This window comes from Novosphingobium cyanobacteriorum (genome assembly GCF_029436685.1).
In the GTDB taxonomy this organism is placed as follows: Bacteria; Pseudomonadota; Alphaproteobacteria; order Sphingomonadales; family Sphingomonadaceae; genus Novosphingobium; species Novosphingobium cyanobacteriorum.
In genome coordinates this window covers 134,776-156,749 of sequence record NZ_JAROCY010000004.1, presented here as the reverse complement: position 1 = coordinate 156,749, position 21,974 = coordinate 134,776, and the positions used below count along the sequence as shown (strand labels likewise).

The window sequence follows — 21,974 nt, the reverse complement described above, 5'->3', positions numbered from 1 at the left end:
CCCTGTTTCTAGGGCGCGTGATCGGCGGGGTTCCACTTCTCCACGAAAGCCACCACCGCCTGAATCATCGCCAGCCGCGTTTCGCTGCGGGAAAGCCAGTGGTCCTCCCTGGCCAAAGTCACCAGTTCCACTGCCTTGCCCGCCTGCTGCAGCGCGGCAGCCATGTCCTTGCTCTGTTCATACTTCACCACGGTATCGTCCTTGCCGTGGATCAGCAGGATCGGCGCATCGGCCTTGTCGGCAAAGTTGATGGGTGAAACCGCGCGCAGGTCCTTGAAAGCGCCAAGCTCCTCTTTCAGCGCGCGCCGGATCAACGGGTCGCTGCCCGCATCGCTGTCTTCCACCGACATCTTCGCCACGTCGCTCACGCCCGAAACAGCCACGGCGCAGCGATAGAGACCCTGCTGCAGCGTTACCCCCGCCAGCGCGGCATAGCCGCCATAGCTGGCGCCGACGATGCAGGCGCGTCTGGCATCAACAATGCCTTGCTGCGCCAGGTAGGCGAGCCCGTCGGACAGGTCGGTCTGCATCTTCCGCCCCCACTCGCCATGCCCGGCTCGGCGGAAATCATCGCCATAGCCGCTCGATCCACGGAAGTTGGGCTGCAGCACGGCATAGCCGCGCGAGGCGAACGCCTGCGCCCACCAGTCGAATGCCGGATAGTCGCGCGCATGCGGCCCGCCATGGGGCAGCACCACCACCGGCAGCCCTTTCGCCTCGCGGCCGGGCGGCAGGGTCAGCACCGCGGGAATGTCCAGCCCGTCGCCCGCCTTGTAATGCACCATTTTCATCGGCCCCACGTCGGCGGAACCGATCAGATAGGAATTGCCGATTTCAGCGGCGTTGCCGGTGCGGATGTCCACCGTCCACCAGGTCTGCGGGTCACCCGGCCCCTCGGTCATCACCACCAGCTTGTCGAACGCGTCGTTCCAGTCCTGCAGCTGCACCGAAACGCCGGGGAACGCCTTGACCGCGGCGTTGATCACCTTCTGCCGGAAGGGATCGAAGAAGGTGTAGGCCGGAATGTCACCCTGCTGTCGATAGCCTGTGAACCGGCGCGTGTTGCTGTCGAAGAAGGACTCATCCAGCGACGAATCCGCCAAAATTTCCTTCGCCTCACCGCCTGCCAGCGGCACCTCGAACCAGCGGGTGTCCCCGTTCTTCGGCGTCTCGCTGTAGATCACGGTGCCCGGCGTGGCGCCAAGCCCGACCAGGCCCACATCGCCCAGCAGGCTGGTGCCTTCGGCAATATGATCGCCCTTGGCATTGCGCACGATCCATTTGCCGTCGAGCGAAGTGAAATCCATCGTCGCCTGCACGGTGCCATCGGGTCCGACCACCCATGTGCGATAACCGCCCAGGAAACACGGCGCGATCTCGCTCGCCTTCTGCGTTTGCAGGTCCACCTCATAAAGCACCGAAGAGCGGCAGACCTGCCGGGTATCCTTGGGATCGAGCGTGTACGAATTGCCGACGAAATAGCCGTAATACTTGCCGCCGCGCTGCTGGATACCGCGGAAGGACTGAACCCCGCCCCTGATCTCGGGATACTTGCCGAACACCTGCCACATCGGCGATCCGTCCAGCGGGATCACCACCATCGTGCCGAACTCGGCCCTGTCGACGTTGAAGCCAAAGATTTCCTTGGTGTCAGACTTGTAGGCCAGCACGCGGTCCTCGCCCGCCCAATACAGGCCACGGACCTTCGCATCCTCCACCGGCACCACGATCAGCGGCTTCTTCTGCTGGTCCAGCACCACCAGCCGGCGCACGCCCTCCACGTCGCCGATCATCGCGATCCGCTCGCCCGAGGGAGACATCGCCACGCGTTCCAGCGCGGGCAGCTTGCCATAGGCTTCCAGTGGCGGCGCAGCAGCGACCGCCTGCCCGGGCAGGCCCGCCACCGCCAGCAGCAGCGCGGTCCCCAGCGCGCGCCAGAATGTGTCGATACAAACCATGCCTGCCCCCTAGCGGCTGTCCAACCCTGACAGCATAGGAAGGCGTCATGGCCCACCAACCACTTTGTTGGATTTTCAAACCAATTTGGTCAGATTGGCCCACACTGGCAAAACACCTCAGATTTCGCTTTCATCCACCACCGGCCGGTCGGTGCGCGTGCCGCGATAGCGGGCATTCGGCTCGCTTTCGCCGGGTGATATCACCACGTAATCGTCATGCACTTCCAGCAGCGTGCCCACGAAGGGCATGCCGTCCAGGCTTCCCGTCACGCGATAGCTGACCATGTCGCCCACCTTGAACGTGGCGGGATCGAAATTGAATTCGAACGGGCATGACCCGTCACCCATTCCCATCATTGCAAGCTCTCCTTTGCCGATGCTGCTATCCCAAGCGCGCACAACGGAAAAGGGCCGGAGCATCGCTGCCCCGGCCCTTTGCATAACCATCGCACAGCTGAAATCAGCCGACGATCTCTTCCGGCTTGAAGAAGTAGGCGATCTCGATCGCCGCGTTCTCGTCGCTGTCCGAGCCGTGCACGGTGTTGGCCTCGATCGATTCGGCCAGTTCCTTGCGGATGGTGCCGGGCTCGGCATTGGCGGGGTTGGTCGCGCCCATGATGTCGCGGTTGCGCTGCATGGCGTTCTCGCCTTCCAGAACCTGCACCACCACCGGGCCGCTGATCATGAACTCGACCAGGTCGTTGAAGAAGGGGCGTTCCTTGTGAACGGCGTAGAAGCCTTCGGCCTGTTCACGGCTCATGTGGATGCGCTTGGAAGCGACGACGCGCAGGCCCGCTTCTTCAAGCATCTTGGTGACCGCGCCGGTCAGGTTGCGACGCGTGGCGTCGGGCTTGATGATCGAAAAGGTGCGGGTAACCGCCATGGGATGTTCCTTGCGAGCAGGTTGGTTCTGATTGCGCGCGCCCCTAGCCGGGTTTGTGCTGCCCCGCAAGGTTGGACCGTTTCACAAGCAATCGGCTTGGTAATGGATATCGACTTTAACTCCGGTAGGCCGACCCCTTGTATCGACGCCGACCATCAAATATCCGCCATCGCGAGTCTGCCCGTGCAGCAGAACCAAGTCTTTATAGTTTTCGGGAACATCGATTGTTGCACCGATACGTTGGAACTCAGCCCGATAAAAATCTGCTACCTTTTCGAGACGGTCATTAACTTCCAGCTCTGCTGACAACGACACTCCACCTCCCATGGCAGAACCATCCACCATTGTCGGAATGCGCAAAGTCGCGTTTGGTGGCATCTTAAGCCCAAGCGGCAAGTGAGAACTTGCTTCCCTTGAGCTTTGAGCACGAGCCTTTTCCGCTTCGCAAACCGGGTTTGATTGATGCGCGCTCTGGCATCCACCAATCATTCCTGCTGCAATGCTAAGCAGAACGCCCGTAGCCACGCGGATCACGGCCCCTCGCGCCACTTCCCGCCATCCTGCCGCCAGTATTTCCGCTCCACGCCCTCGCGCTGGCCCAGCATGCGCCAGCAGGCGCGGGCGTCGTCGATGCGGTCTGGGGGGAACAGCAGGAACACGCGCGTGGCGCCCGCCATGTCGCGCCACACGCCGTCGGCCAGCGCCAGGAACTTCGCGCCGTTGGCCGGATCGGCCTGTCCACTGAGCAGGATCGGCTGGCGCGCATCGTGCGCCCCGCCAGCGCGGCCGTTGGCGAGGAAGCTGTCCGGCCGGTCCCACAGCGCCTTTTCTATGCGGTCAAGCTGCGCGCCGTCTTCGGACACCACCAGCAGCCGTTCACCCGCGCCCAGCGTCAAACGGGCCAGCGCGGGCAGCACCAGTTCGGCCGGATCGCGCGTCAGCTGGTAGAAATCGACGCGCATCAGATGGCCTTACCCTTCTCGCTGCGGCATCGGTCGGAACAGAACTTCACGTTGTCCCAGTCCCGCTCCCACTTCTTGCGCCAGGTGAACGGCAGGCCGCAGGCGGCGCAGGTCTTGCTCGGCAGGTCCGACTTGCGCCGCATCTTGGGCATGAGGACGCCGCTCCCCCCTTTACCTCAGGCCTCCAGCACGTCGCGCACATAGCGGTCGAGCAGGCGCACGCCGAACCCGGTCGCGCCCTTGTCGTGCGTGGCGCCGGGCTTGTCGACCCACACCGTGCCCGCAATGTCCAGGTGCGCCCAGGCCACGCCCTTGTCGATATAGCGCTGCAGGAACTGCGCCGCGGTGATCGACCCGCCATAGCGCGGCCCCACGTTCTTCATGTCGGCGATCGCGCTGTCGATCAGCTTGTCGTAAGCCGGGCCGATGGGGAAGCGCCACAGCGCATCGCCACTGGTCTTGCCCGCCGCGTCCAGCTGGCCCGCCAGCATGTCGTCGTTGCAGAACATCCCAGCATGCTCGTGACCCAGCGAAATGATGATCGCACCGGTCAGCGTGGCAAGGTCGATCACCGTCGCGGGCGCATATTCCTTCTGCACCCAGGTCAGCGCGTCGCACAGCACCAGCCGCCCCTCGGCGTCGGTGTTGATAACCTCGATGGTCTGCCCGGACATCGATGTGACCACGTCACCGGGGCGCTGCGCACCGCCATCGGGCATGTTCTCCACCAGCCCGCACACGCCGATCACGTCGGCCTCGGCGCGGCGCTTCGCCAGCGTCAGCATGGTGCCCGCCACTGCAGCGGCGCCGCCCATGTCCCACTTCATGTCCTCCATGCCGGCGGCCGGCTTGATGGATATGCCGCCGGTGTCGAAGGTCACGCCCTTGCCCACGAAGGCGGTGGGCTTCGTGCCCGCCTTGCCCTTCCAGCGCATGGCGAGGAGCTTCGGCTCACGCACCGAACCCTGCGCCACGCCCAGCAGCGCGCCCATGCCCAGCGCGGTCATCTCGGCCTTGCCCAGCACCACGATCTCCACGCCAGTGCCGGCCAGCCGCTCTTCGCAGCGCTTCACGAAGCTTTCGGGATAGATCACGTTGGCCGGCTCGGTCACCAGCTCGCGGGTGAATTCCACGCCTTCGGCCAGCGCGGCTGCAACGAGCCAGGCGGCATCGATGCCGTCGGGAGCGTTGATCGCCACCACTTCGGTCAGCGAAACCTTCTGCTCGTCAGACAGCTTCGTCTTGTACACGTCATGGCGCCAGCCCCGCAGCCGCGCACCCAGCAGCACCCGCGCCACCTCGCACGGGGAAAGGCCGCTGTCGGTAAAGTCGATGCCCAGCGCGGTTTCCCCGCTAGTCAGGTACTTGGCCGTCAGCGCGCCCCCTGCGCGCTCCAGCGCCGCCAGCTTGCCCGCACCCGTCGCCTCGCCGATGCCGGCAAAGGCCAGCCGCTTCAGCCCGCCGCCAATGCTGCCCTCGCCATGTGTGAACGCCTCAAAGACCTGGCCCGCCTTGCCCGTGAAGCGTGAGGCCTCGGCCCCTTCCCGCACGGCGGCATCCACGTCGGCAGGCATCCCGCCTTCGGCCACAAGGCGCGCAACAAGGCGCGGACGCTGATCCGCGGCGGACTGGAAAACGACGTTCATTCAAGGCTCCTGTCGGAATCGGGCAACGCAATGGCGCGGTCTGTCGTACGCCGAAATTGTGGGTTTGCAGTTAGGCCGCACCGGTGCGATAGGCAAGCGCATGCAACCAGCCGCGCGGCCGCTGCCGCAAGCCTTTTCCGAACGCTTGCGCCCGCGCGCCTTTTGCGCTGGCACAGCCCTGTTTGCCCTTTCGTGCGCCGCGCCTGCGCTGGCGCAGGATCAGCCTCCCCCGGCCGCCTCTCCCCCGGCTCCTGCAGAATCGCAGGCGAACGAACAGATCCGGTTCGAGGCGGACAAGGTCACCTACGCCAACGATTCGGACAGCATCACCGCCGCCGGCAACGTGGTGCTGCGGCGGCAGGACCAGACCGTGCGCGCCGATACCGTCACCTGGGACCGCAAGACCGGGCAGATCCAGGCCACCGGCAACATCCGCTTCGTCGATGAAGACGGCAACATCCTCTATACCGACAAGGTGGAGCTGACCGACGAGCTGAAGGCCGGCGCGATCGAGGACATGCTGCTGGTCCTGCGCGAAGGGGGCCGTCTCGCCGCGCGCTCCGGCTCGCGCGACCAGAAGGGCGACATGGTCCTGCACGATGCCGCCTACACCGGCTGCGCCGTGATCGACGACAATGATTGCCCGCGCAAGCCAAGCTGGGAAATCACCGCCGTGCGCGTCACCTATCGCGCCAGTGACAAGCGGGTGAAGTACTACGGCGCCACGCTGCGCCTGTTCGGCGTGCCCATCCTGCCGCTGCCGGGGCTGGGCCACACCGCCGATTTCCGCGCCGAAACCGGCCTGCTGATTCCCGATTTCCGCCTCTCCGCCTCCAACGGCGCCGAGCTCAGCGACACCTGGTACTGGCGCATTGCCGACAACAAGGATCTCGCGCTCACCGGCACCCTGTTTACCAAGGCGCTGCCGATGCTCTCGGGCCGCTATCGCCACCTGGCAGACAAGGGCGCGTTCCAGGTCACCGGCTATGTCACGCAGAGCCGCCAGATCGACGCCACCGCCACCGGCCTTGCCGCATCGGGCAGCCGCCAGCTGCGCGGCTATGTCGAGGCGAACGGCCGCTTTCAGTTCAGCCCGAACTGGTCGCTCACCGCCTTCGGCCGCCTCTCGTCAGACCGCACCTTCCTGCGCCGGTATGACATCAGCCGCGATGACCGCCTGCGCTCCTCGTTCAATCTGGAACGCATCGCGGACGACAGCTACTTCAGCTTCGCCGGCTATGCCGTGCAGACCCTGCGCACGGGTGACCGGCAGGGCCTCGTCCCCGTGGCCCTGCCCAGCCTCGATTACCGCCACCGTTTCGATGCCCCCGGCATCGGTGGAAAGCTTGAGCTTGAGGTGAACACCCTCGCCCTCACCCGCACCAGCGGGCAGGACATGCAGCGCGCCTTCGCCCGCGCGCAGTGGGACCTGCGCACCATCACCGGCCTCGGGCAGGAAGTCACGCTGACCGGCCTTGTCCGCGGCGATGCCTACCACTCCACGCAGAACGAGCTGACCACCACGCCGATCTATCGCGGCCTGCCCGGCTGGCAGGGCCGCGGCCTCGCCACGGCGGCGGTGGATGTGAAATGGCCGCTGATCGGCAGCCTGTTCGGCGGCACCCAGGTGCTCACCCCGCACGTGCAGGTCGTCGCCACGCCGCACATCAAGAACCTGACCATCCCCAATGAGGATTCGCGCTCGGTCGAACTGGAAGATTCCAACATCTTCGCGCTCAGCCGCTTCCCCGGATACGACCGGGTGGAGGACGGCGTGCGCTTCACCTATGGCTTCGACTGGCGGCTGGACCGGCCCGGCTGGCGCGTGTCCAGCACCATTGGCCAGTCCTATCGCCTCTCCACCGAAAAGACCCTGCTGCCCGATGGCACCGGCCTCACCCGCCGCGTGTCCGACATCGTCGGCCGCACCGAGCTGCGTTTCCGCGATCTCGTCCGGTTCACCCACCGCTACCGGCTGGACAAGGACTCGTTCAAGCTGCGCCGCAACGAATTTGACGCCACGCTGGGCAACCACAGCACGTATGCCGAAATCGGCTACCTGCGCCTGAACCGTGACATCACCAGCACCTTCGAGGACCTGCGTGACCGCGAGGAACTGCGCTTCTCCGGCCGCTTCGCCTTCGCCAGGTACTGGTCCGTGTTCGGCTCGGGCGTGGTCAACCTCACCAACAAGGACGAGGACCCGACCAACACCTCCGACGGCTTCCAGATGCTGCGCCACCGCATCGGCTTCGCCTACACCGACGATTGCCTTGATCTCGGCCTCACCTGGCGCCGCGACTACGTCACCACCGGCGACGTGCGCCGCGGCAACACCTTCCAGCTGACGTTCTCGCTGCGCAACATCGGCGTGAAGTAGGGCGGGTCTTCACCCCCATCCAAGCTTCGCCAGACGGCTGCGCCGTCAAGGGGGAAGGTTCAGGGGGCCCTGCTTCTTCCCCCTTGATGGGGGAAGGATACGGAGGCTTGGCCGCTTGCGGCCTTAGCCGGAGTTGGATGGGGGTGGATGCAGGCCGACACTCGCGACAGCGCCTGCCACGCTTTTCCCCCGTTTCGCTTCCCTGCCCGTTGCAAACCGGCTAAGGCCGCGCCACTCAGCTTTGGTTAAGCCGGAAAAACGCAATTCCGGCGCGCCGCGGGCGAACGCCGCCCGCCACGACAGGATGCTTTGATTGCCATGAAGCCCGGGTTCCTTTCCGCTTCCAAGTTCCGTAGCGCCGCCCTTTCGCTGGGCCTTGCCGCCACCGCGCTGGCCCCGCTCGCCACGTCGGCGCTGCACGCGCAGACCGTGCCGAACGAGGAAGGGGACCTGAACCTGCCGGCCAACCCCACCATCTTCGGCAAGATGGACCCCAACGTGCGCCGCGCAACCGCGGTCGTGAATGGCGAGATCATCACCGGCACCGATGTTGACCAGCGCCTGGCCCTGATCATCAACGCCAACGGCGGCAAGGTCGCAGCCGAGGAACAGGACCGCCTGCGCATGCAGGTGCTGCGCAACCTGATCGACGAGACGCTGCAGATCCAGGAAGCCAGGTCGGTGGACATCGACGTGGCACAGGAAGAGGTGGACGACACCTTCAACCGCGTGGCGCAGCAGAACTTCGGCCAGAGCCCTGCCGCGCTGGAAAAATACCTCGCCGGCATCGGCTCGTCCGCCGCCAGCCTGAAGCGCCAGATCAAGGGTGAAATGGCGTGGCAGCGCCTTCTGCGCCGCAACGTGCAGCCCTTCATCAACGTGTCCGAAGGCGAGGTGCGCGAACAGCTTGACCGGCTCAAGGCGGCCAAGGGCACCGAAGAGTACCGCATCGGCGAAATCTTCCTTTCCGCCAATGACGAGAACAGCGCGCAGGTGAAGGCCAACGCCGACAAGATCGTCGAACAGCTCAAGCAGGGCGGCAGTTTCGTCGCCTATGCGCGCCAGTATTCCGAAGCATCCACCGCTGCGGTCGGCGGCGATCTCGGCTGGATCAAGCTGGCGCAGCTTCCGGCTGAACTGGCCAACACCGCTGCAAACCTCTCGGCCGGTCAGCTGGCCGGTCCGATCGAGCTGCGTGGCGGCTATTCGATCATCTACGTCATCGACAAGCGCCAGGTCCTAACTGCCGATCCGCGCGATGCGGTGCTCAGCCTCAAGCAGATCTCGATCAACTTCGCCAAGGGCACCACTGAAAAGGAAGCGACCGAAAAGGCCGCCGCCTTTGCCGCCATGGTCAAGGACATCAAGGGCTGCGGCATGGCCGAAAGCGCTGCCGCCCGCCTTGGCGCCAGCGTCGTCGCCAATGACCAGATCAAGGCGCGTGACCTGCCGCCCGCGCTGCAGGACACCATCCTGCGCCTCGCCGTGGGTGAAGCCACCCCGCCCTTCGGCTCGGTCGATGACGGCGTGCGCGTGCTGCTGCTGTGCGGGCGTGATGATCCCAAGGTCAGCACCGATCCCAGCTTCGAACAGATCCAGGGCCAGATCGAAGACGACCGCGTCAACAAGCGCGCCCAGACCTACCTGCGCGACCTCCGCCGCGATGCGGTGATCGACTACAATTGATCCCAGGTTCCTCCCCGTTTTTGCGAAGCACAAACGGGGAGGTGGGCCGCCACAGGCGGCTCGGAGGGGCAATCGCGCGACAGGGGTGACCCGCGCCGCCCGATCCCCTAAGGCAGCCCCATGACTCCCCTTGCGCTCACCATCGGCGATCCTGCCGGCGTCGGCCCCGAACTCGCCTGCGCGGCCTGGGCGCTCAGCGGCACGGCCAACCTGCCGCACTTCTTCGTCATGGGCAGCAAGCGTGTGCTGGAAAAGGCCGCGCGCCGCCGCGGCCTGCATGTGAAGGTCAGGGCGATCACCGATCCGGGACAGGCGGCTGCAGTGTTCGACACCGCACTGCCCGTGCTCGACCTCGGCGATATCGAATACACCCCTGGCCAGCCCACCGATGAAGGCGCGGCGCTGGCGCTGAAGGCGCTGGAAACCGCCACCGCGCTGGTGCGTGAAGGGCGGGCCGCCGCGCTCGTCACCGGGCCGGTGGCCAAAAGCCGCCTTGCCCGTGTCGGCTTCACACAGCCCGGCCAGACCGAATTCGTCGCCGATGCCTGTGGCGTGCCCCACGATCGTGCGGTGATGATGCTGGCCGGACCATCCCTGCGCGTCGTCCCCGTCACCGTCCACGTCGCGCTGCACGCCGTGCCCGGCCTGCTGACGGCAGACCTGATCGAGACCCGCAGCCGCATCGCCGCCGCCGCGCTGGTGTGCGACTATGGCATCGCCGCGCCGCGCCTCGCCGTAGCCGGGCTGAACCCCCACGCGGGTGAGGACGGGCGCATGGGGCATGAGGATGGCGCCGTGGTCGCCCCCGCCGTCGCCGCGCTGCAGGCCGCCGGCATCGACGCGCGCGGCCCCCTGCCGGCCGACACCATGTTCCACGCTGCCGCGCGCGAAACCTATGATGTCGCCATCTGCATGTACCACGATCAGGCGCTGATCCCGATCAAGGCGCTCGATTTCGATGAAGGCGTCAACGTCACGCTCGGCCTGCCGATCGTGCGCACCTCGCCCGATCACGGCACTGCCTTCGCCATCGCCGGCACCGGGCAGGCCCGCCCCGGCGCCACTCTCGCCGCCCTGCGCATGGCCGGCGAATGCGCGGCGCGGAGGGCCTTGGCATGAGCCTGCCCGACCTCCCCCCCCTGCGCGATGTGGTCAACCGGTACGGGCTGATCGCCACCAAGGCGCTCGGCCAGAACTTCCTGTTTGACGAACAGCTGCTCGATCGCATTGCCGCCGTACCCGGCAGGCTGAAGGGCGAGAACGTGCTGGAGGTTGGCCCCGGCCCCGGCGGCCTCACCCGCGCGCTGCTGCGCGCCGGGGCGAAGGTGACCGCCATCGAGATGGACCGCCGCTGCCTGCCCGCGCTGGCCGAACTGGCCGAGGCGTTTCCCGGCCAGCTGACGGTGATCGAGGGCGATGCAACCAAGATCGCCCCCGCCACGCTGTTCGACGGACCATGGCATGTCGCGGCGAACCTGCCCTACAACGTCGGCACCGCGCTGTTCACCGGCTGGCTTTCGGGCCAAAGCTGGCCACCGCAGTGGAAATCGCTGACGCTGATGTTCCAGCAGGAAGTGGCCGAACGCATCATCGCGCCAACCGGCAGTGACGCCTTCGGCCGCCTCGCCATACTGGCGCAATGGCGCGCAAATCCGCGCATTGCGATGAAAGTCCACCGCAGCGCCTTCACGCCCCCGCCCAAGGTGATGAGCGCGATCGTCCACGTCACGCCCGCTGACATGCCCGAGGGCGTTTCGGCGCGGATGCTGGAGCGGGTGACCGAGGCGGCCTTCGGGCAGCGCCGCAAGATGCTGCGCCAGTCGTTGAAAGGGCTGCCCGGCGCGCTTGCCGCGCTCGATCAGCTGCGCATCGATCCGCAGCGCCGGGCGGAAACCCTGAAGGTTGCAGACTTCGTGGCGATTGCACGGGTTCTGTCGGCCTAGACCCCGTCTCGGTCGCTCTCAGTCGATCTCAACCCCTTCTCAGTCGTTTTCAATCTACGGGGTTCACCCCGCCGCCGGGAACCGCTAGACGGTTACAGGTGCAACAGCTTTCGCGGACAGAACAGGCCCTTCTCGCTTCGCTTGACGGGCCAGCCATGCTTGAAAAAGTGCTGCGATGGTCAGCACTTAACACCGGCACCCGCAATCTTTCCGGCCTTGCCGAACAGGCAGGGCTGCTGGCCGAATCCTTCGCCGCCCTGCCCGGAGAGGTCCGCCTTGAGCCCGCCGCACCGGTCGAGGCGGTCTCGGCCGACGGAACGACGCTAAGCCTGTCCCACGGCGATCACCTCGTCCTGTCGGTGCGACCCGAGGCCCAGAAGCGCTTCCTGCTGACGGGGCACATGGACACGGTGTTTCCCGCTGGCGATCCGTTCCAGACCACGAAATGGCTTGATGATCAGACTCTTAACGGCCCCGGCGTGGCCGACATGAAGGGCGGCATCGCGGTGATCCTCGCCGCGCTCGCCGCCTTCGAGGCCAGCCCCGCTGCGGCCGGCGTCGGCTATGACGTGATGATCAATTCCGACGAGGAAACCGGCAGCCTTTCCAGCGCCCCCCTGATCGCCACGCTCGCAAAAAACAAGGCCTTTGCATTGACTTACGAGCCATCAGCCCTGCCCGATGGCACTCTGGCAGGCGCGCGTGGCGGCAGCGGCAACTATGCCGCGATCGTGCGCGGCCGCAGTGCCCACGCCGGGCGCAATCCCAAGGACGGGCGCAACGCGGTGCTCGCTGCGGCGGATCTCGCGCTACGGCTCAAGGCCTTGGAAACTGATGGAATTTCGATCAACCCGGCGAAGATCGACGGCGGATCGGGGAACAACGTGGTGCCCGACAACGCAGTGCTGCGCTTCAACATCCGCCCGCGCGAAACCGCCGATGCGGACCGCTTCCTGGCCCAACTGCCGCTGCAGGTGGCGGCGGTGGAGGCGGCGCACGAGGTTTCGATCCACCTGCACGGCGGCGTGACGCGCCCACCCAAGCCTTTGACTCCGCAGGCGGAATCGCTGTTCGGCGTGGTCCGCGATTGCGGGGCGGCGCTGGGGCAGGACATCCGTTGGCAATCGAGCGGCGGAGTCTGCGACGGCAACAACATCGCCGCGCTCGGCGTGCCGGTGGTCGATACCATGGGCGTGCGCGGCGGCGCGATCCATTCGGACAGGGAATTCCTGGTGGTGCCCTCGCTGGCGGAGCGCGCGATGCTCTCCACGCTGGTGCTGCACCGCCTGGCGGGAGGGGAATGATGACGCATCGGATCAGGGCCGCAACACCGGCGGACCTGCAGCATCTTTACGAGATGGCCAAGCTGACCGGAGGAGGTTTCACCAACCTGCCGCCGGACCGCAAGTCGTTGACGGCGAAGCTGGAACGCTCCGCCGCCGCCTATGCCGACACGCGCGAAGGCGACCCCGACCACCCGCGCGACGAACTGTTCGTGCTGGTGCTGGAAGACGTTGCCACGGGCGAAGTGCGCGGCACCGCGCAGGTCTTTACCCGGGTGGGGCAACAGTGGCCGTTCTATTCCTATCGCATGGCCACGCTGACCCAGCACAGCAAGGAATTGAACCGCACGTTCCGCGCGGAAATGCTCAACCTTGTTACCGATCTGGAAGGATCGAGCGAAGTGGGCGGCCTGTTCCTGCACCCCAGCGAGCGTGCCGGGGGGCTGGGCCTGCTGCTGGCGCGCAGCCGGTACCTGTTCATCGCGATGCACCGCAGGCGCTTTGGCGACAAGATCCTGGCAGAGTTGCGCGGCATCATCGACGAGCGCGGCGGATCGCCATTCTGGGACGGGGTGGCGGGCCGCTTCTTTGGCATGAGCTTTCAGGAAGCGGACTATTTCAACGCGATCAACGGCAACCAGTTCATTGCCGACCTGATGCCCAAGCATCCGGTCTATGTGGCAATGCTGCCGGAATCCGCGCGCACCGCCATCGGCCTGCCCCACCCCACCGGCCGCGCCGCGATGCGCATGCTGGAAGAGGAAGGGTTCGCCTATGAAGGCTATGTCGACATCTTCGACGGCGGCCCGACCATGACCGCGCGCACCGACCGGGTGCGGTCGATCTGCGAGGCGCAGGAGGCCAAGGTGACGCATGTCCGCGCGCCGGAAGGCAGCGGGCCGGTGGTGAAGTCGCTCGTCGCCGCCGGAAAGCTGGCGGATTATCGCTGCACCTTTGCCGAACTGGCGCTGGACGGGGATGGCGTGGTGCTAGATCCCATCGCCGCCGCCGCGCTGGACGTGGGCGTGGGCGATACAGTGTGGCACGTGCGCAGGTAACGCTTTCCCCTGCGCGTTCGTGTCGAGCGAAGTCGAGACACTGCGCGTGGTGTCTCGACTTCGCTCGACACGAACGGGGGTGGGTGATCGGGCTTGGCTTGAGGATTTGGGGTCTTTTTGATGGCGCTGGTGGAAATCAACTTCGACGGGCTGGTCGGCCCCAGCCACAACTATGCCGGGCTGAGCCTGGGCAATCTGGCTTCGGCGAGCCATGCGGGCGATCCGTCCTACCCGCGCGCGGCCGCGCTGCAGGGGCTGGGCAAGATGCGCCACAACCTGGCATTGGGGCTGGCGCAGGGGCTGCTGTGCCCGCTGCCGCGCCCGAATGACGGCCTGTTGCAGGCGCTGGGCTTGAGCGGCGCGCCGCAGGACGAGGCGGAGAAGCGCCTGCGTGCGGCGGCGTGGAGCGCCAGTTCGATGTGGACGGCCAATGCGGCCACGGTCAGCCCCGCACCCGACACCGCCGACGCGCGTTGCCACCTGACCGCCGCCAACCTCGTGACCATGCCGCACCGGTCGCAGGAATGGCCGGACACGGTGCGCCAGCTGCGGCTGGCCTTTGCCAGCAGCGCACACTTTGCGGTGCACGATGCGGTGCCCGCCTGCTTTGGCGACGAAGGCGCGGCCAACCACATGCGGATGTGCGCACAGCACGGCGCGCCGGGCATCGAGATCTTCGTCTATGGCAAACCGGGCGGGCGCTTCCCTGCGCGGCAGCATGAACAGGCGAGCCGGGCAGTGGCGCGGCTGCATGGCCTGAATCCCGCGCGCTGCCTGTTCGTGGAGCAATCGGCCGAGGCGATCGAGGCAGGTGCATTCCACAACGATGTGGTGGCGGTGGCCAACGAGCGCGTGCTGTTCACCCACGAACTGGCCTTTGCCGACCCCGAAGGCACCTATGCCGCGATCCGCGAGAAACTGCCCGAGGCGGAGATCGTGGTCGTGCCGGCGAGCGCGGTGAGCCTGGCCGACGCGATCCGCAGTTACCTGTTCAACGCGCAGCTGCTGACGCTGCCATCGGGCGAAATGGGCCTGGTGATCCCGCTGGAGGCGTGGGAGACGCCATCGGTGCGCGGCTGGCTTGACGCGATGCTGGCGGGCAACGGGCCGATCCGGCGCGTGCTGCCGGTGGACGTGCGCCAGTCCATGGCCAATGGCGGTGGGCCTGCCTGCCTTCGGCTGCGCGTGGTGGCGGACCCGGCCACGGTCGATCCGCGCTTTCTGCTGGACGAGGCGAAGATTGCGCTGGTGGAGCGGGTGGTGGCGGCAAACTGGCCCGAACAGATCGATCCGGGTGATCTTGGCCAGCCCGCGCTCACCGTAACGGTTCGCAACGCACGGGCTGCCCTGCTCGAAGCATTGGGTCTGCCGGAACTCGCCTGATCCTGCTGCATTGCCAAGGAAAGGACCTGTCGCCCCCGTTTACACCGTCTGGTCCGTTAACCTGCCCGGCCTGCGCGTTTCCGCAAATGGCACGAAGGTTGCGGAGGACCACGGTAAGAATTAGGGATAGGCAATGCTGCGCAAGATCGCTCGCCTCTTTGTCATCAAGACCCGGCTCGAGGCCTTTGCGATCATCTACGCGCTGGCGCTGGGCGCCACAGAACGTGGGCACGTGTATCTGCAGCGCTTTCCCGGCTGGCCGGGCCAGCTGCTGTTCCTGGCGAGCACCGCGGCGGTGTTCATGGCCGGGGCCAAGATCCTGGATGCGATGAAGTACGAGCGCGAGGCCAAGGCGGCGGCGCGGGTGGAGCAGGCCTGAATTCGGGCACTGCGCTGGCATCCTTCGTCCTTCGGCGGGCTCAGGATGAGCGGGTCGGGGCTATGGCCCGATTATGATTATAGGGATCCACAAAAACCGCTCGTGGTGAGCTTGTCGAACCACAACAGCGCCAAGGTCTCCACTTCGCTCAGACGAACGGGAAAGGTCTGGCGGGTGGAGATGGGGCATGGGATGAGTAGGGCGATTCTGTTGCTAGGCTCGCCCCCAGCCCCCGGTTTCCGATTCTGTTACCCGGTTCGGTCCGAACCGTGCTCTAACCTTATAACTTCAGGGCGTTAGCCCCTAGAATTACGCGGCGAGAGCAAGTGCTTCGTTGTCGTTGGCACTTGTGAGTTTTGAGCCTTGAACGGGTTACTCAGCCCGGGCAAAAACAGCGCTTTTCAACACACGTCGATCCTAGTTCGGCCCCATCAACACCCTTGCGACAACAAGGCCCGGCCCATTGGTCCGGTGGTGATGGTGGAGCCGCCGGGTACCGCCCCCGGGTCCGCTGTGCCTATTGCACGCCGCAGTTTATCACCATAGCCGGTCGAAACCGGCAGGGACCCATATAGGCACTGCGCTGCGGATTGGAAGGGGCCTCAGGGATAGAACGCGGCAAACGGCCCCGAACGGTCGAACGGGCGCCATTCGCCTTCGGCCAGCGCGAGCCGGTCGGCCACGGCATAGAACACCGCCGGGTTGGCGACAAAGCCGAAGTGGCTGCAGTGGACCTCGACATTTTCGGTCTGCGCATCGGTTTCGCTCACGCAGTTTTCCCAGGCGGTGATGCCGTCGCTGCGGCTGAAGATCGCGGTGGAGGGCACGGGCAGCGGATGGTGGCCGCGGGCATAGCGGGCATGGCCCTGCATCGAGGACACCTTGTTGCCGGTGAGCAGTTCGTACATCGCATTGAGGCTGGTCGCCTTGGGATTGCCGGTGAACGGGCTGCCAAGCGTGATCACCTGCCGCAGCGCGCCGTCCGGCCCTTCGCGCCGCGCCGCCTCACGCGCGATCACGCCGCCGAGGCTCCAGCCGACAAGGCTGACGCGCTGGCCGGTGGCGGTGGCGATCTCCTCGATCCGCCGCGCCACATGCTCGCCGTTCTCGCCCGCGCTGTGCTGGTCGAGGTTCCAGCCGAGGTCCCAGGGGTGGACATCATAGCCGATGGTGGAGAGGAACTGGCGCAACAGCGCGGTCATCGTATCGTTGGTGGCGAAGCCGGGCAGCACCATGACCGGGTGCCCATCGCCGCGCGGTGCGCTGAACAGCAACGGCCATGACAGCGCCAGCGTGCCCGCCTCCATCATGAAACGGGCGGATTCCAGCATCGTCCAGCCGAGGAACGGACGGCGGATGTCCTGCCGCGCGCGCATTGGCGCAGCAGTGGCCTGCTGCCTGCGCTTGAACTGCACAACCGCCATCCGGCTTTCCCCTTTTCACGACCCGGCCCGAACGCTGCCAACGCACCGGCACCGGGATCGGGCCCATCGATTTCCCGCCGTGGCACAGTGGCACACTGGCAAAAGGAGCAACCCTAGCGTTTTGCAGAGTCGGCATCGGCGCGAAGGTGGCGCTTAAAGGAGAAATTGGAATCGATTGAAACCGTGACGGGAGCAAGATGCGCGCGATTGCCGAAGGGCTGTTTACCGGGGAGACGCCGCCGCGCCTGATTGGCGGGCGCGATCGCGAAAGCGGGCGCGTGGTGTTTCCGTGCCCACCGGGCGACCGCTTCGAACCCGTGCCCCTGTCACGCACCGGCACGCTGTGGTCCTATACCATCCAGCGCTTTCGCCCCAAGACCCCGCCCTATCAGGGGCCGGAGGCGTTCCGTCCCTTCCCGGTCGGCTATGTCGAACTGCCGGGCGAAGTGATCGTGGAAACGCGCCTGGCCAACGTGGACTTCGACCAGATCCGCATCGGCATGGAGCTTGAGCTGGTGCAGGTGCCGCTCGATCCCGAGGCGGCCGATCCCGTCCTCATTCATGCATTTCAGCCCACCGGAGCAGCAGCATGAGTGGCGACGTCTGCATCGTCGGGGTGGGCATCCACCCGTTCGGCCGCACCGACGGCGTATCGGGCCTTGACCAGGGCGTGTTCGCCGTGCGGCAGGCGCTGGCCGACGCCGGGGTGGAGTGGGCCGACATCCAGTTCGCCTATGGCGGGTCTGACGCGGCGGGCAATCCCGACACGATGGTGGAGCGCCTGGGCCTGACCGGGGTGCAGTTCATCAACGTGCGCAACGGCTGCGCCGCAGGCGGATCGGCGCTGTTTTCCGCGCAGATGGCGATCAAGAGCGGCGAGTTCGAGATCGGCCTGGCCGTGGGGTTCGACAAGCATCCGCGCGGCGCGTTCAACGCCCTGCCATCGGAATACAACCTGCCGGAATGGTATGGCGATGCCGGCTACATGGTGACGACGCAGTTCTTCGCCAACAAGATCATGCGGTACATGCACCTGCACGGGATCAGCCGCACCACGCTGGGCCGGGTGGCGGAAAAGGCGTTCCGCAACGCGGTTCACGCCCCCCATGCCTGGCGGCGCGAGCCGGTGTCGCTGGACGACATCCTTGAAGGGGCGATGGTATCCGACCCCTATAGCAAATACATGTTCTGCAGCCCGGCAGAGGGCGGCGTGGCGCTGATCCTTGCCACCGAGAAGAAGGCGCGCGAGCTGGGCAAGCCGATCGTGCGGCTGAAGGCGGCGACCATGCGCACCCGCCCGCCGAAGAGCTTCGAGGTGTTCGCCCCCAGCGTCGATATCGGCGGCGGCACCGCCACGGCCACACAGATCGCCAGCGCGGATGCATTCCGCATGGCCGGCATCGGGCCAGAGGACATCGCCGTGGCCCAGCTGCAGGACACCGAATGCGGCGCCGAGATCATGCACATGGCCGAGAACGGCTTCTGCAAGGATGGCGAGCAGGAACGCTGGCTGGCCGAAGGGCTGACCGAGATCGGCGGGCGCCTGCCGGTCAACACCGATGGCGGCTGCCTGGCCTGTGGCGAACCGATCGGCGCCAGCGGCCTGCGCCAGGTGTATGAAAACGTGGTGCAGCTGCGCGGCGATGGCGGCGGGCGCCAGGTGCCGGGCGCGCCGAAGACCGCCTACAGCCACGTGTACGGCGCCCCCGGCGTATCCGCCGTGACCATCCTTGAGCGTTGAAGACTGACATGGACATCGAGCTTTCCCCCGAAGACCTGGCCTTTCGCGACGAGGTTCGCGCGTTCCTGGCGGAGAACCTGCCGCAGGACGTGATCGACGGCGCCGCGGCCAGCCCCACCGTGTTCGTGGAACCGGATATCGGGCAGAAATGGAACGCCATCCTCAACGCCAAGGGCTGGCTCGGCTATCAGTGGCCGGTTGAAGCCGGCGGCACCGGCTGGAGCCCGGTGCAGCGCTATATCTTTGAAAAGGAATGCGCGCTGGCCGGTGCGCCGAACCTGACCGTGCTGGGGCTGAAGCTGGTGGCCCCGGTGATCTACACCTTTGGCACGCCGGATCAGAAGGCGACATACCTTCCCCGCATCCTTTCGGGCGAGGATTACTGGTGCCAGGGCTTTTCCGAGCCCGGCAGCGGATCGGACCTTGCCAGCCTGCAGACCCGCGCCACGCTGAGCGCGGATGGCAGCCATTACGTGGTCAACGGATCGAAGATCTGGACCACCCACGCGCATTGGGCGAACAGGATGTTCACGCTGGTGCGCACCAACCCGGACGTGAAGAAGCAGGCGGGCATCAGCTTCCTGCTGATCGACATGAACCAGCCGGGCGTTTCGGTGCGGCCGATCCTGACCATGGCCGGCGATCACGAGGTCAACCAGGTGTTCCTGGAAGACGTGAAGGTGCCGGTGCAGGATCGCGTGGGCGAGGAAGGAGACGGGTGGAAGCTCGCCAAGTTCCTGCTCGAGAACGAACGTGGCGGATCGTGCCATGCGCCCAAGCTCGGCTATGACCTGGAACAGGTGGAAAAGATCGCCGCTGGCCAGAGCGACGGGCACGGCGGCATGCTGGCCGATGATCGCGACTGGAAGCGCCGGGTGGCCAAGGCCCGGCTCGGCGTCCTTTCGCTGGAGATGATCGAGCTGAAGATCCTCTCGGAAATCGCCAAGGGCCGCCCGCCGGGGCCGCAGACCTCGCTGTGCAAGCTGCTGGCGTCAAACCTGCGGCAGGAAGTGGACCTGCTGGCGCTCGATGCGCTGGGCCCGGCCGGGCTGCAGCTGGAAAGCATCCGCCCGCTGTATGGCGACAACGCGCCCGCGCCCGTCCACGGCAAGGACGCGCAGGTCGCCGCGGCGCGTTATTTGAACAGTCGCGCCTGGACGATCTTCGGTGGTACGAACGAGGTCCAGTCGTCCATCATCGCCAAGACCGTGCTGGGCTTGTAAGAAAAGGCAAGGGAAACAGGATGCAGCTGAGCCGTGAGGCGCTATTGCGCGCCTATCGCCAGATGAAGGTGATCCGCGAATTCGAGGAACGCCTTCACGTGGATATCCAGACCGGCGAGATTGCCGGCTTCACGCACCTTTACTGCGGCCAGGAAGCCGTGGCGGTGGGCGTGTGCGAACACCTCGACGCCGACGACAAGATCGTCTCCACCCACCGCGGCCACGGCCACTGCCTGGCCAAGGGCTGCGACGTGACCGGGATGATGAAGGAAATCTGGGGCAGCCGCGAAGGCCTGTGCAAGGGCAAGGGCGGTTCCATGCACATCGCCGACGTGGACCAGGGCATGCTGGGCGCCAACGGCATCGTCGGCGCCGGTGCGCCGATCGCGGTGGGCGCGGGCATTTCGGCCAAGATCGACGGCAAGGGCAAGGTCGCCATCACCTTTTCGGGCGACGGCGCATGCAACCAGGGCACCACGTTCGAAGCCATGAACATGGCGGTGGTGACCAAGGCCGCCTGCATCTTCGTGTTCGAGAACAACCACTATTCCGAACACACCGGCTTCGAATACGCGGTCGGCACCAATGGCGACATCGCCAGCCGCGCCGAAGCCTTTGGCATGAAGGTGTGGCGTGGCGACGGCACGGATTTCTTCTCGGTCTATGAAACGATGCGCGAAGTGCTGGAATACGTGCGCGTTCCGGGCAACGGCCCGGCGGCGGTGGAGTTCGACACCGAACGCTTCTTCGGCCACTTTGAAGGTGACCCGCAGCGCTATCGCGGCCCCGGCGAGTTGGACCGCATCCGCGAGACCCGCGACTGCCTGAAGAAGTTCCGCGAAAGCGTGACGTCGGCCAAGCTGCTTTCGGGCGAGGATCTGGACGCGGTGGACGCCGAGGTTCTGGCGCAGATCGAAGACGCCGTGCAGCAGGCGAAGGCCGCACCGCGGCCCACTGCCGACGACGTCCTGACCGACGTCTACATTTCGTACTGAGGCGGGGAGCGGAACAATGGCACGTATGATGTATCGCGAAGCCGTCGTCTCGACGATCGCGGAGGAAATGGCACGCGACCCCAACGTGGTGGTGCTGGGTGAAGACGTTGTCGGCGGCATGGGCACGGCCGGTGGCCCCGAAGCGATCGGTGGCATCTGGTCCACCTCCACCGGCCTGTTCGGCCAGTTTGGCGCGGACCGCGTGATCGACACGCCGATCTCTGAAAGCGCGATCGTGGGCGCGGCGGCGGGCCTTGCGCTGTCAGGCAAGCGCCCGATTGCGGAGCTGATGTTTGCAGACTTCATCGGCGTTTCGCTGGACCAGATCTGGAACCAGATCGGCAAGTTCCGCTATATGTTCGGCGGCAAGACCAAATGCCCCGCCGTGATCCGCATGGCTTATGGCGCGGGCTACAACGCAGCGGCGCAGCACAGCCAAGCCGTGCACCAGATCCTTACCGGCATGCCGGGGCTGAAGGTGGTGATGCCGACCACGCCCGCCGACGTGAAGGGCCTGCTGCGCACCGCCATCCGCGACGATGACCCGGTGATCTTCCTGGAACACAAGGCGCTTTATGGCATGAAGGGCGAAGTGCCGGACGATCCGGACTTCATGATCCCCTTCGGCCACGCCCGCCTGGCGCGCGCCGGGCAGGACGTCACCATCGTATCCACCGGGCTGCTGCTTGGCTTCTGCGAAAAGGTGGCCGACACGCTGGCCGAACAGGGCATCGGTTGCGATGTGATCGACCTGCGCACCACCAGCCCGATCGACGAGGAAGCAATTCTCGATTCGGTGGAAGTGACCGGCCGCCTGGTGGTGGTGGACGAAGCGCCGCCGCGCTGCAGCCTTGGCAGCGACATCTGCGCGATGGTGGCTGAAAAGGCCTTCGCCAGCCTCAAGGCCCCGCCGCTGTCGGTCAATCCGCCGCATACCCCTGTCCCGTTCGCGCGCGAGCTGGAAACTGCCTACCTCCCCTCGATCGACAAGATCGAAGCGGCGGTGCGCAAGGTCCTGTCTTACCGCTGA

General features: G+C 66.0%; 21 protein-coding genes and 1 other RNA gene. 13 read left to right on the top strand and 9 right to left on the bottom strand.

Annotated elements, in window-relative coordinates; all coding sequences use genetic code 11:
• Window positions 1-8: 8 nt before the first annotated feature.
• From POM99_RS05630 to POM99_RS05600, 7 genes are all read right to left on the bottom strand, one after another.
• Complete coding sequence (locus POM99_RS05630; RefSeq protein ID WP_277275880.1) at window positions 9-1,958, bottom strand: alpha/beta hydrolase family protein; 1,950 nt, start codon at window positions 1,956-1,958, stop codon at window positions 9-11.
• A gap of 117 nt (window positions 1,959-2,075) precedes the next feature.
• On the bottom strand, window positions 2,076-2,315 hold the full coding sequence (locus POM99_RS05625) for a hypothetical protein (protein ID WP_277275879.1): 240 nt from the start codon (window positions 2,313-2,315) through the stop codon (window positions 2,076-2,078).
• A 103-nt stretch (window positions 2,316-2,418) separates the two neighbouring features.
• Window positions 2,419-2,841: a nucleoside-diphosphate kinase gene (ndk, locus tag POM99_RS05620; RefSeq protein WP_118072266.1), complete on the bottom strand. Its 423-nt coding sequence runs from the start codon at window positions 2,839-2,841 to the stop codon at window positions 2,419-2,421.
• An 81-nt stretch (window positions 2,842-2,922) separates the two neighbouring features.
• On the bottom strand, window positions 2,923-3,375 hold the full coding sequence (locus POM99_RS05615; RefSeq protein ID WP_277275878.1) for a hypothetical protein: 453 nt from the start codon (window positions 3,373-3,375) through the stop codon (window positions 2,923-2,925).
• Window positions 3,372-3,803, bottom strand: coding sequence for a DNA polymerase III subunit chi (locus POM99_RS05610; protein ID WP_277275877.1), 432 nt, complete (start codon window positions 3,801-3,803; stop codon window positions 3,372-3,374). Before POM99_RS05610 ends, POM99_RS05615 begins: the two co-directional genes overlap by 4 nt.
• Window positions 3,803-3,955 carry a DUF2256 domain-containing protein gene (locus tag POM99_RS05605; RefSeq protein WP_277275876.1) on the bottom strand — a complete coding sequence of 51 codons (153 nt, stop codon included), beginning with the start codon at window positions 3,953-3,955 and terminating at the stop codon, window positions 3,803-3,805. Before POM99_RS05605 ends, POM99_RS05610 begins: the two co-directional genes overlap by 1 nt.
• A gap of 24 nt (window positions 3,956-3,979) precedes the next feature.
• Window positions 3,980-5,449: a leucyl aminopeptidase gene (locus POM99_RS05600; RefSeq protein WP_277275875.1), complete on the bottom strand. Its 1,470-nt coding sequence runs from the start codon at window positions 5,447-5,449 to the stop codon at window positions 3,980-3,982.
• 100 nt (window positions 5,450-5,549) lie between these two features.
• Between POM99_RS05600 and POM99_RS05595 the strand changes: the two genes are divergently transcribed.
• The 8 genes from POM99_RS05595 to POM99_RS05560 all read left to right on the top strand — a co-directional run bounded on the left by POM99_RS05595 (window position 5,550) and on the right by POM99_RS05560 (window position 15,561).
• Window positions 5,550-7,829 carry an LPS-assembly protein LptD gene (locus POM99_RS05595; protein ID WP_277275874.1) on the top strand — a complete coding sequence of 760 codons (2,280 nt, stop codon included), beginning with the start codon at window positions 5,550-5,552 and terminating at the stop codon, window positions 7,827-7,829.
• A 318-nt stretch (window positions 7,830-8,147) separates the two neighbouring features.
• The gene (locus tag POM99_RS05590; RefSeq protein ID WP_277275873.1) at window positions 8,148-9,515 is read left to right on the top strand and encodes a peptidylprolyl isomerase; all 1,368 of its coding nucleotides are present in this window, start codon (window positions 8,148-8,150) and stop codon (window positions 9,513-9,515) included.
• Window positions 9,516-9,635: 120 nt separating this feature from the next.
• A complete protein-coding gene (gene pdxA / locus POM99_RS05585; protein ID WP_277275872.1) occupies window positions 9,636-10,634 on the top strand; it encodes a 4-hydroxythreonine-4-phosphate dehydrogenase PdxA in 999 nt (332 codons plus the stop codon).
• 2 nt (window positions 10,635-10,636) lie between these two features.
• Complete coding sequence (gene rsmA / locus POM99_RS05580) at window positions 10,637-11,458, top strand: 16S rRNA (adenine(1518)-N(6)/adenine(1519)-N(6))-dimethyltransferase RsmA (RefSeq protein ID WP_277275995.1); 822 nt, start codon at window positions 10,637-10,639, stop codon at window positions 11,456-11,458.
• A gap of 155 nt (window positions 11,459-11,613) precedes the next feature.
• A complete protein-coding gene (locus POM99_RS05575; RefSeq protein ID WP_277275871.1) occupies window positions 11,614-12,762 on the top strand; it encodes a hydrolase in 1,149 nt (382 codons plus the stop codon).
• Window positions 12,762-13,799 (top strand): arginine N-succinyltransferase, encoded by a 1,038-nt coding sequence (locus tag POM99_RS05570; RefSeq protein ID WP_277275870.1) that lies wholly within the window; start codon window positions 12,762-12,764, stop codon window positions 13,797-13,799. The genes POM99_RS05575 and POM99_RS05570 overlap by 1 nt, the downstream gene beginning before the upstream one ends.
• 120 nt (window positions 13,800-13,919) lie before the next feature.
• Window positions 13,920-15,182: an N-succinylarginine dihydrolase gene (locus POM99_RS05565; RefSeq protein ID WP_277275869.1), complete on the top strand. Its 1,263-nt coding sequence runs from the start codon at window positions 13,920-13,922 to the stop codon at window positions 15,180-15,182.
• Window positions 15,183-15,315: 133 nt separating this feature from the next.
• Window positions 15,316-15,561, top strand: coding sequence for a hypothetical protein (locus tag POM99_RS05560; RefSeq protein WP_277275868.1), 246 nt, complete (start codon window positions 15,316-15,318; stop codon window positions 15,559-15,561).
• Between the two features lie 234 nt (window positions 15,562-15,795).
• Here POM99_RS05560 and ssrA read toward each other — a convergent pair.
• Window positions 15,796-16,161, bottom strand: a transfer-messenger RNA (tmRNA) gene (ssrA, locus tag POM99_RS05555).
• 2 nt (window positions 16,162-16,163) lie between these two features.
• Window positions 16,164-16,985, bottom strand: a complete 822-nt coding sequence (locus POM99_RS05550) for an esterase/lipase family protein (RefSeq protein ID WP_277275867.1) — start codon at window positions 16,983-16,985, stop codon at window positions 16,164-16,166.
• A gap of 197 nt (window positions 16,986-17,182) precedes the next feature.
• On the opposite strand from POM99_RS05550, the gene POM99_RS05545 reads away from it, so the two are divergent.
• Genes POM99_RS05545 through POM99_RS05525 form a run of 5 tightly spaced genes read left to right on the top strand, consistent with a single transcriptional unit; the run spans window position 17,183 to window position 21,974 of the window.
• Window positions 17,183-17,578 (top strand): Zn-ribbon domain-containing OB-fold protein, encoded by a 396-nt coding sequence (locus POM99_RS05545; protein WP_277275866.1) that lies wholly within the window; start codon window positions 17,183-17,185, stop codon window positions 17,576-17,578.
• Window positions 17,575-18,726, top strand: a complete 1,152-nt coding sequence (locus tag POM99_RS05540) for a thiolase family protein (RefSeq protein ID WP_277275865.1) — start codon at window positions 17,575-17,577, stop codon at window positions 18,724-18,726. Before POM99_RS05545 ends, POM99_RS05540 begins: the two co-directional genes overlap by 4 nt.
• Window positions 18,727-18,734: 8 nt before the next feature.
• Window positions 18,735-19,949 (top strand): acyl-CoA dehydrogenase family protein, encoded by a 1,215-nt coding sequence (locus tag POM99_RS05535; RefSeq protein WP_277275864.1) that lies wholly within the window; start codon window positions 18,735-18,737, stop codon window positions 19,947-19,949.
• A 20-nt stretch (window positions 19,950-19,969) separates the two neighbouring features.
• Window positions 19,970-20,944: a thiamine pyrophosphate-dependent dehydrogenase E1 component subunit alpha gene (locus POM99_RS05530; RefSeq protein WP_277275863.1), complete on the top strand. Its 975-nt coding sequence runs from the start codon at window positions 19,970-19,972 to the stop codon at window positions 20,942-20,944.
• Window positions 20,945-20,960: 16 nt separating this feature from the next.
• A complete protein-coding gene (locus tag POM99_RS05525) occupies window positions 20,961-21,974 on the top strand; it encodes an alpha-ketoacid dehydrogenase subunit beta (RefSeq protein WP_277275862.1) in 1,014 nt (337 codons plus the stop codon).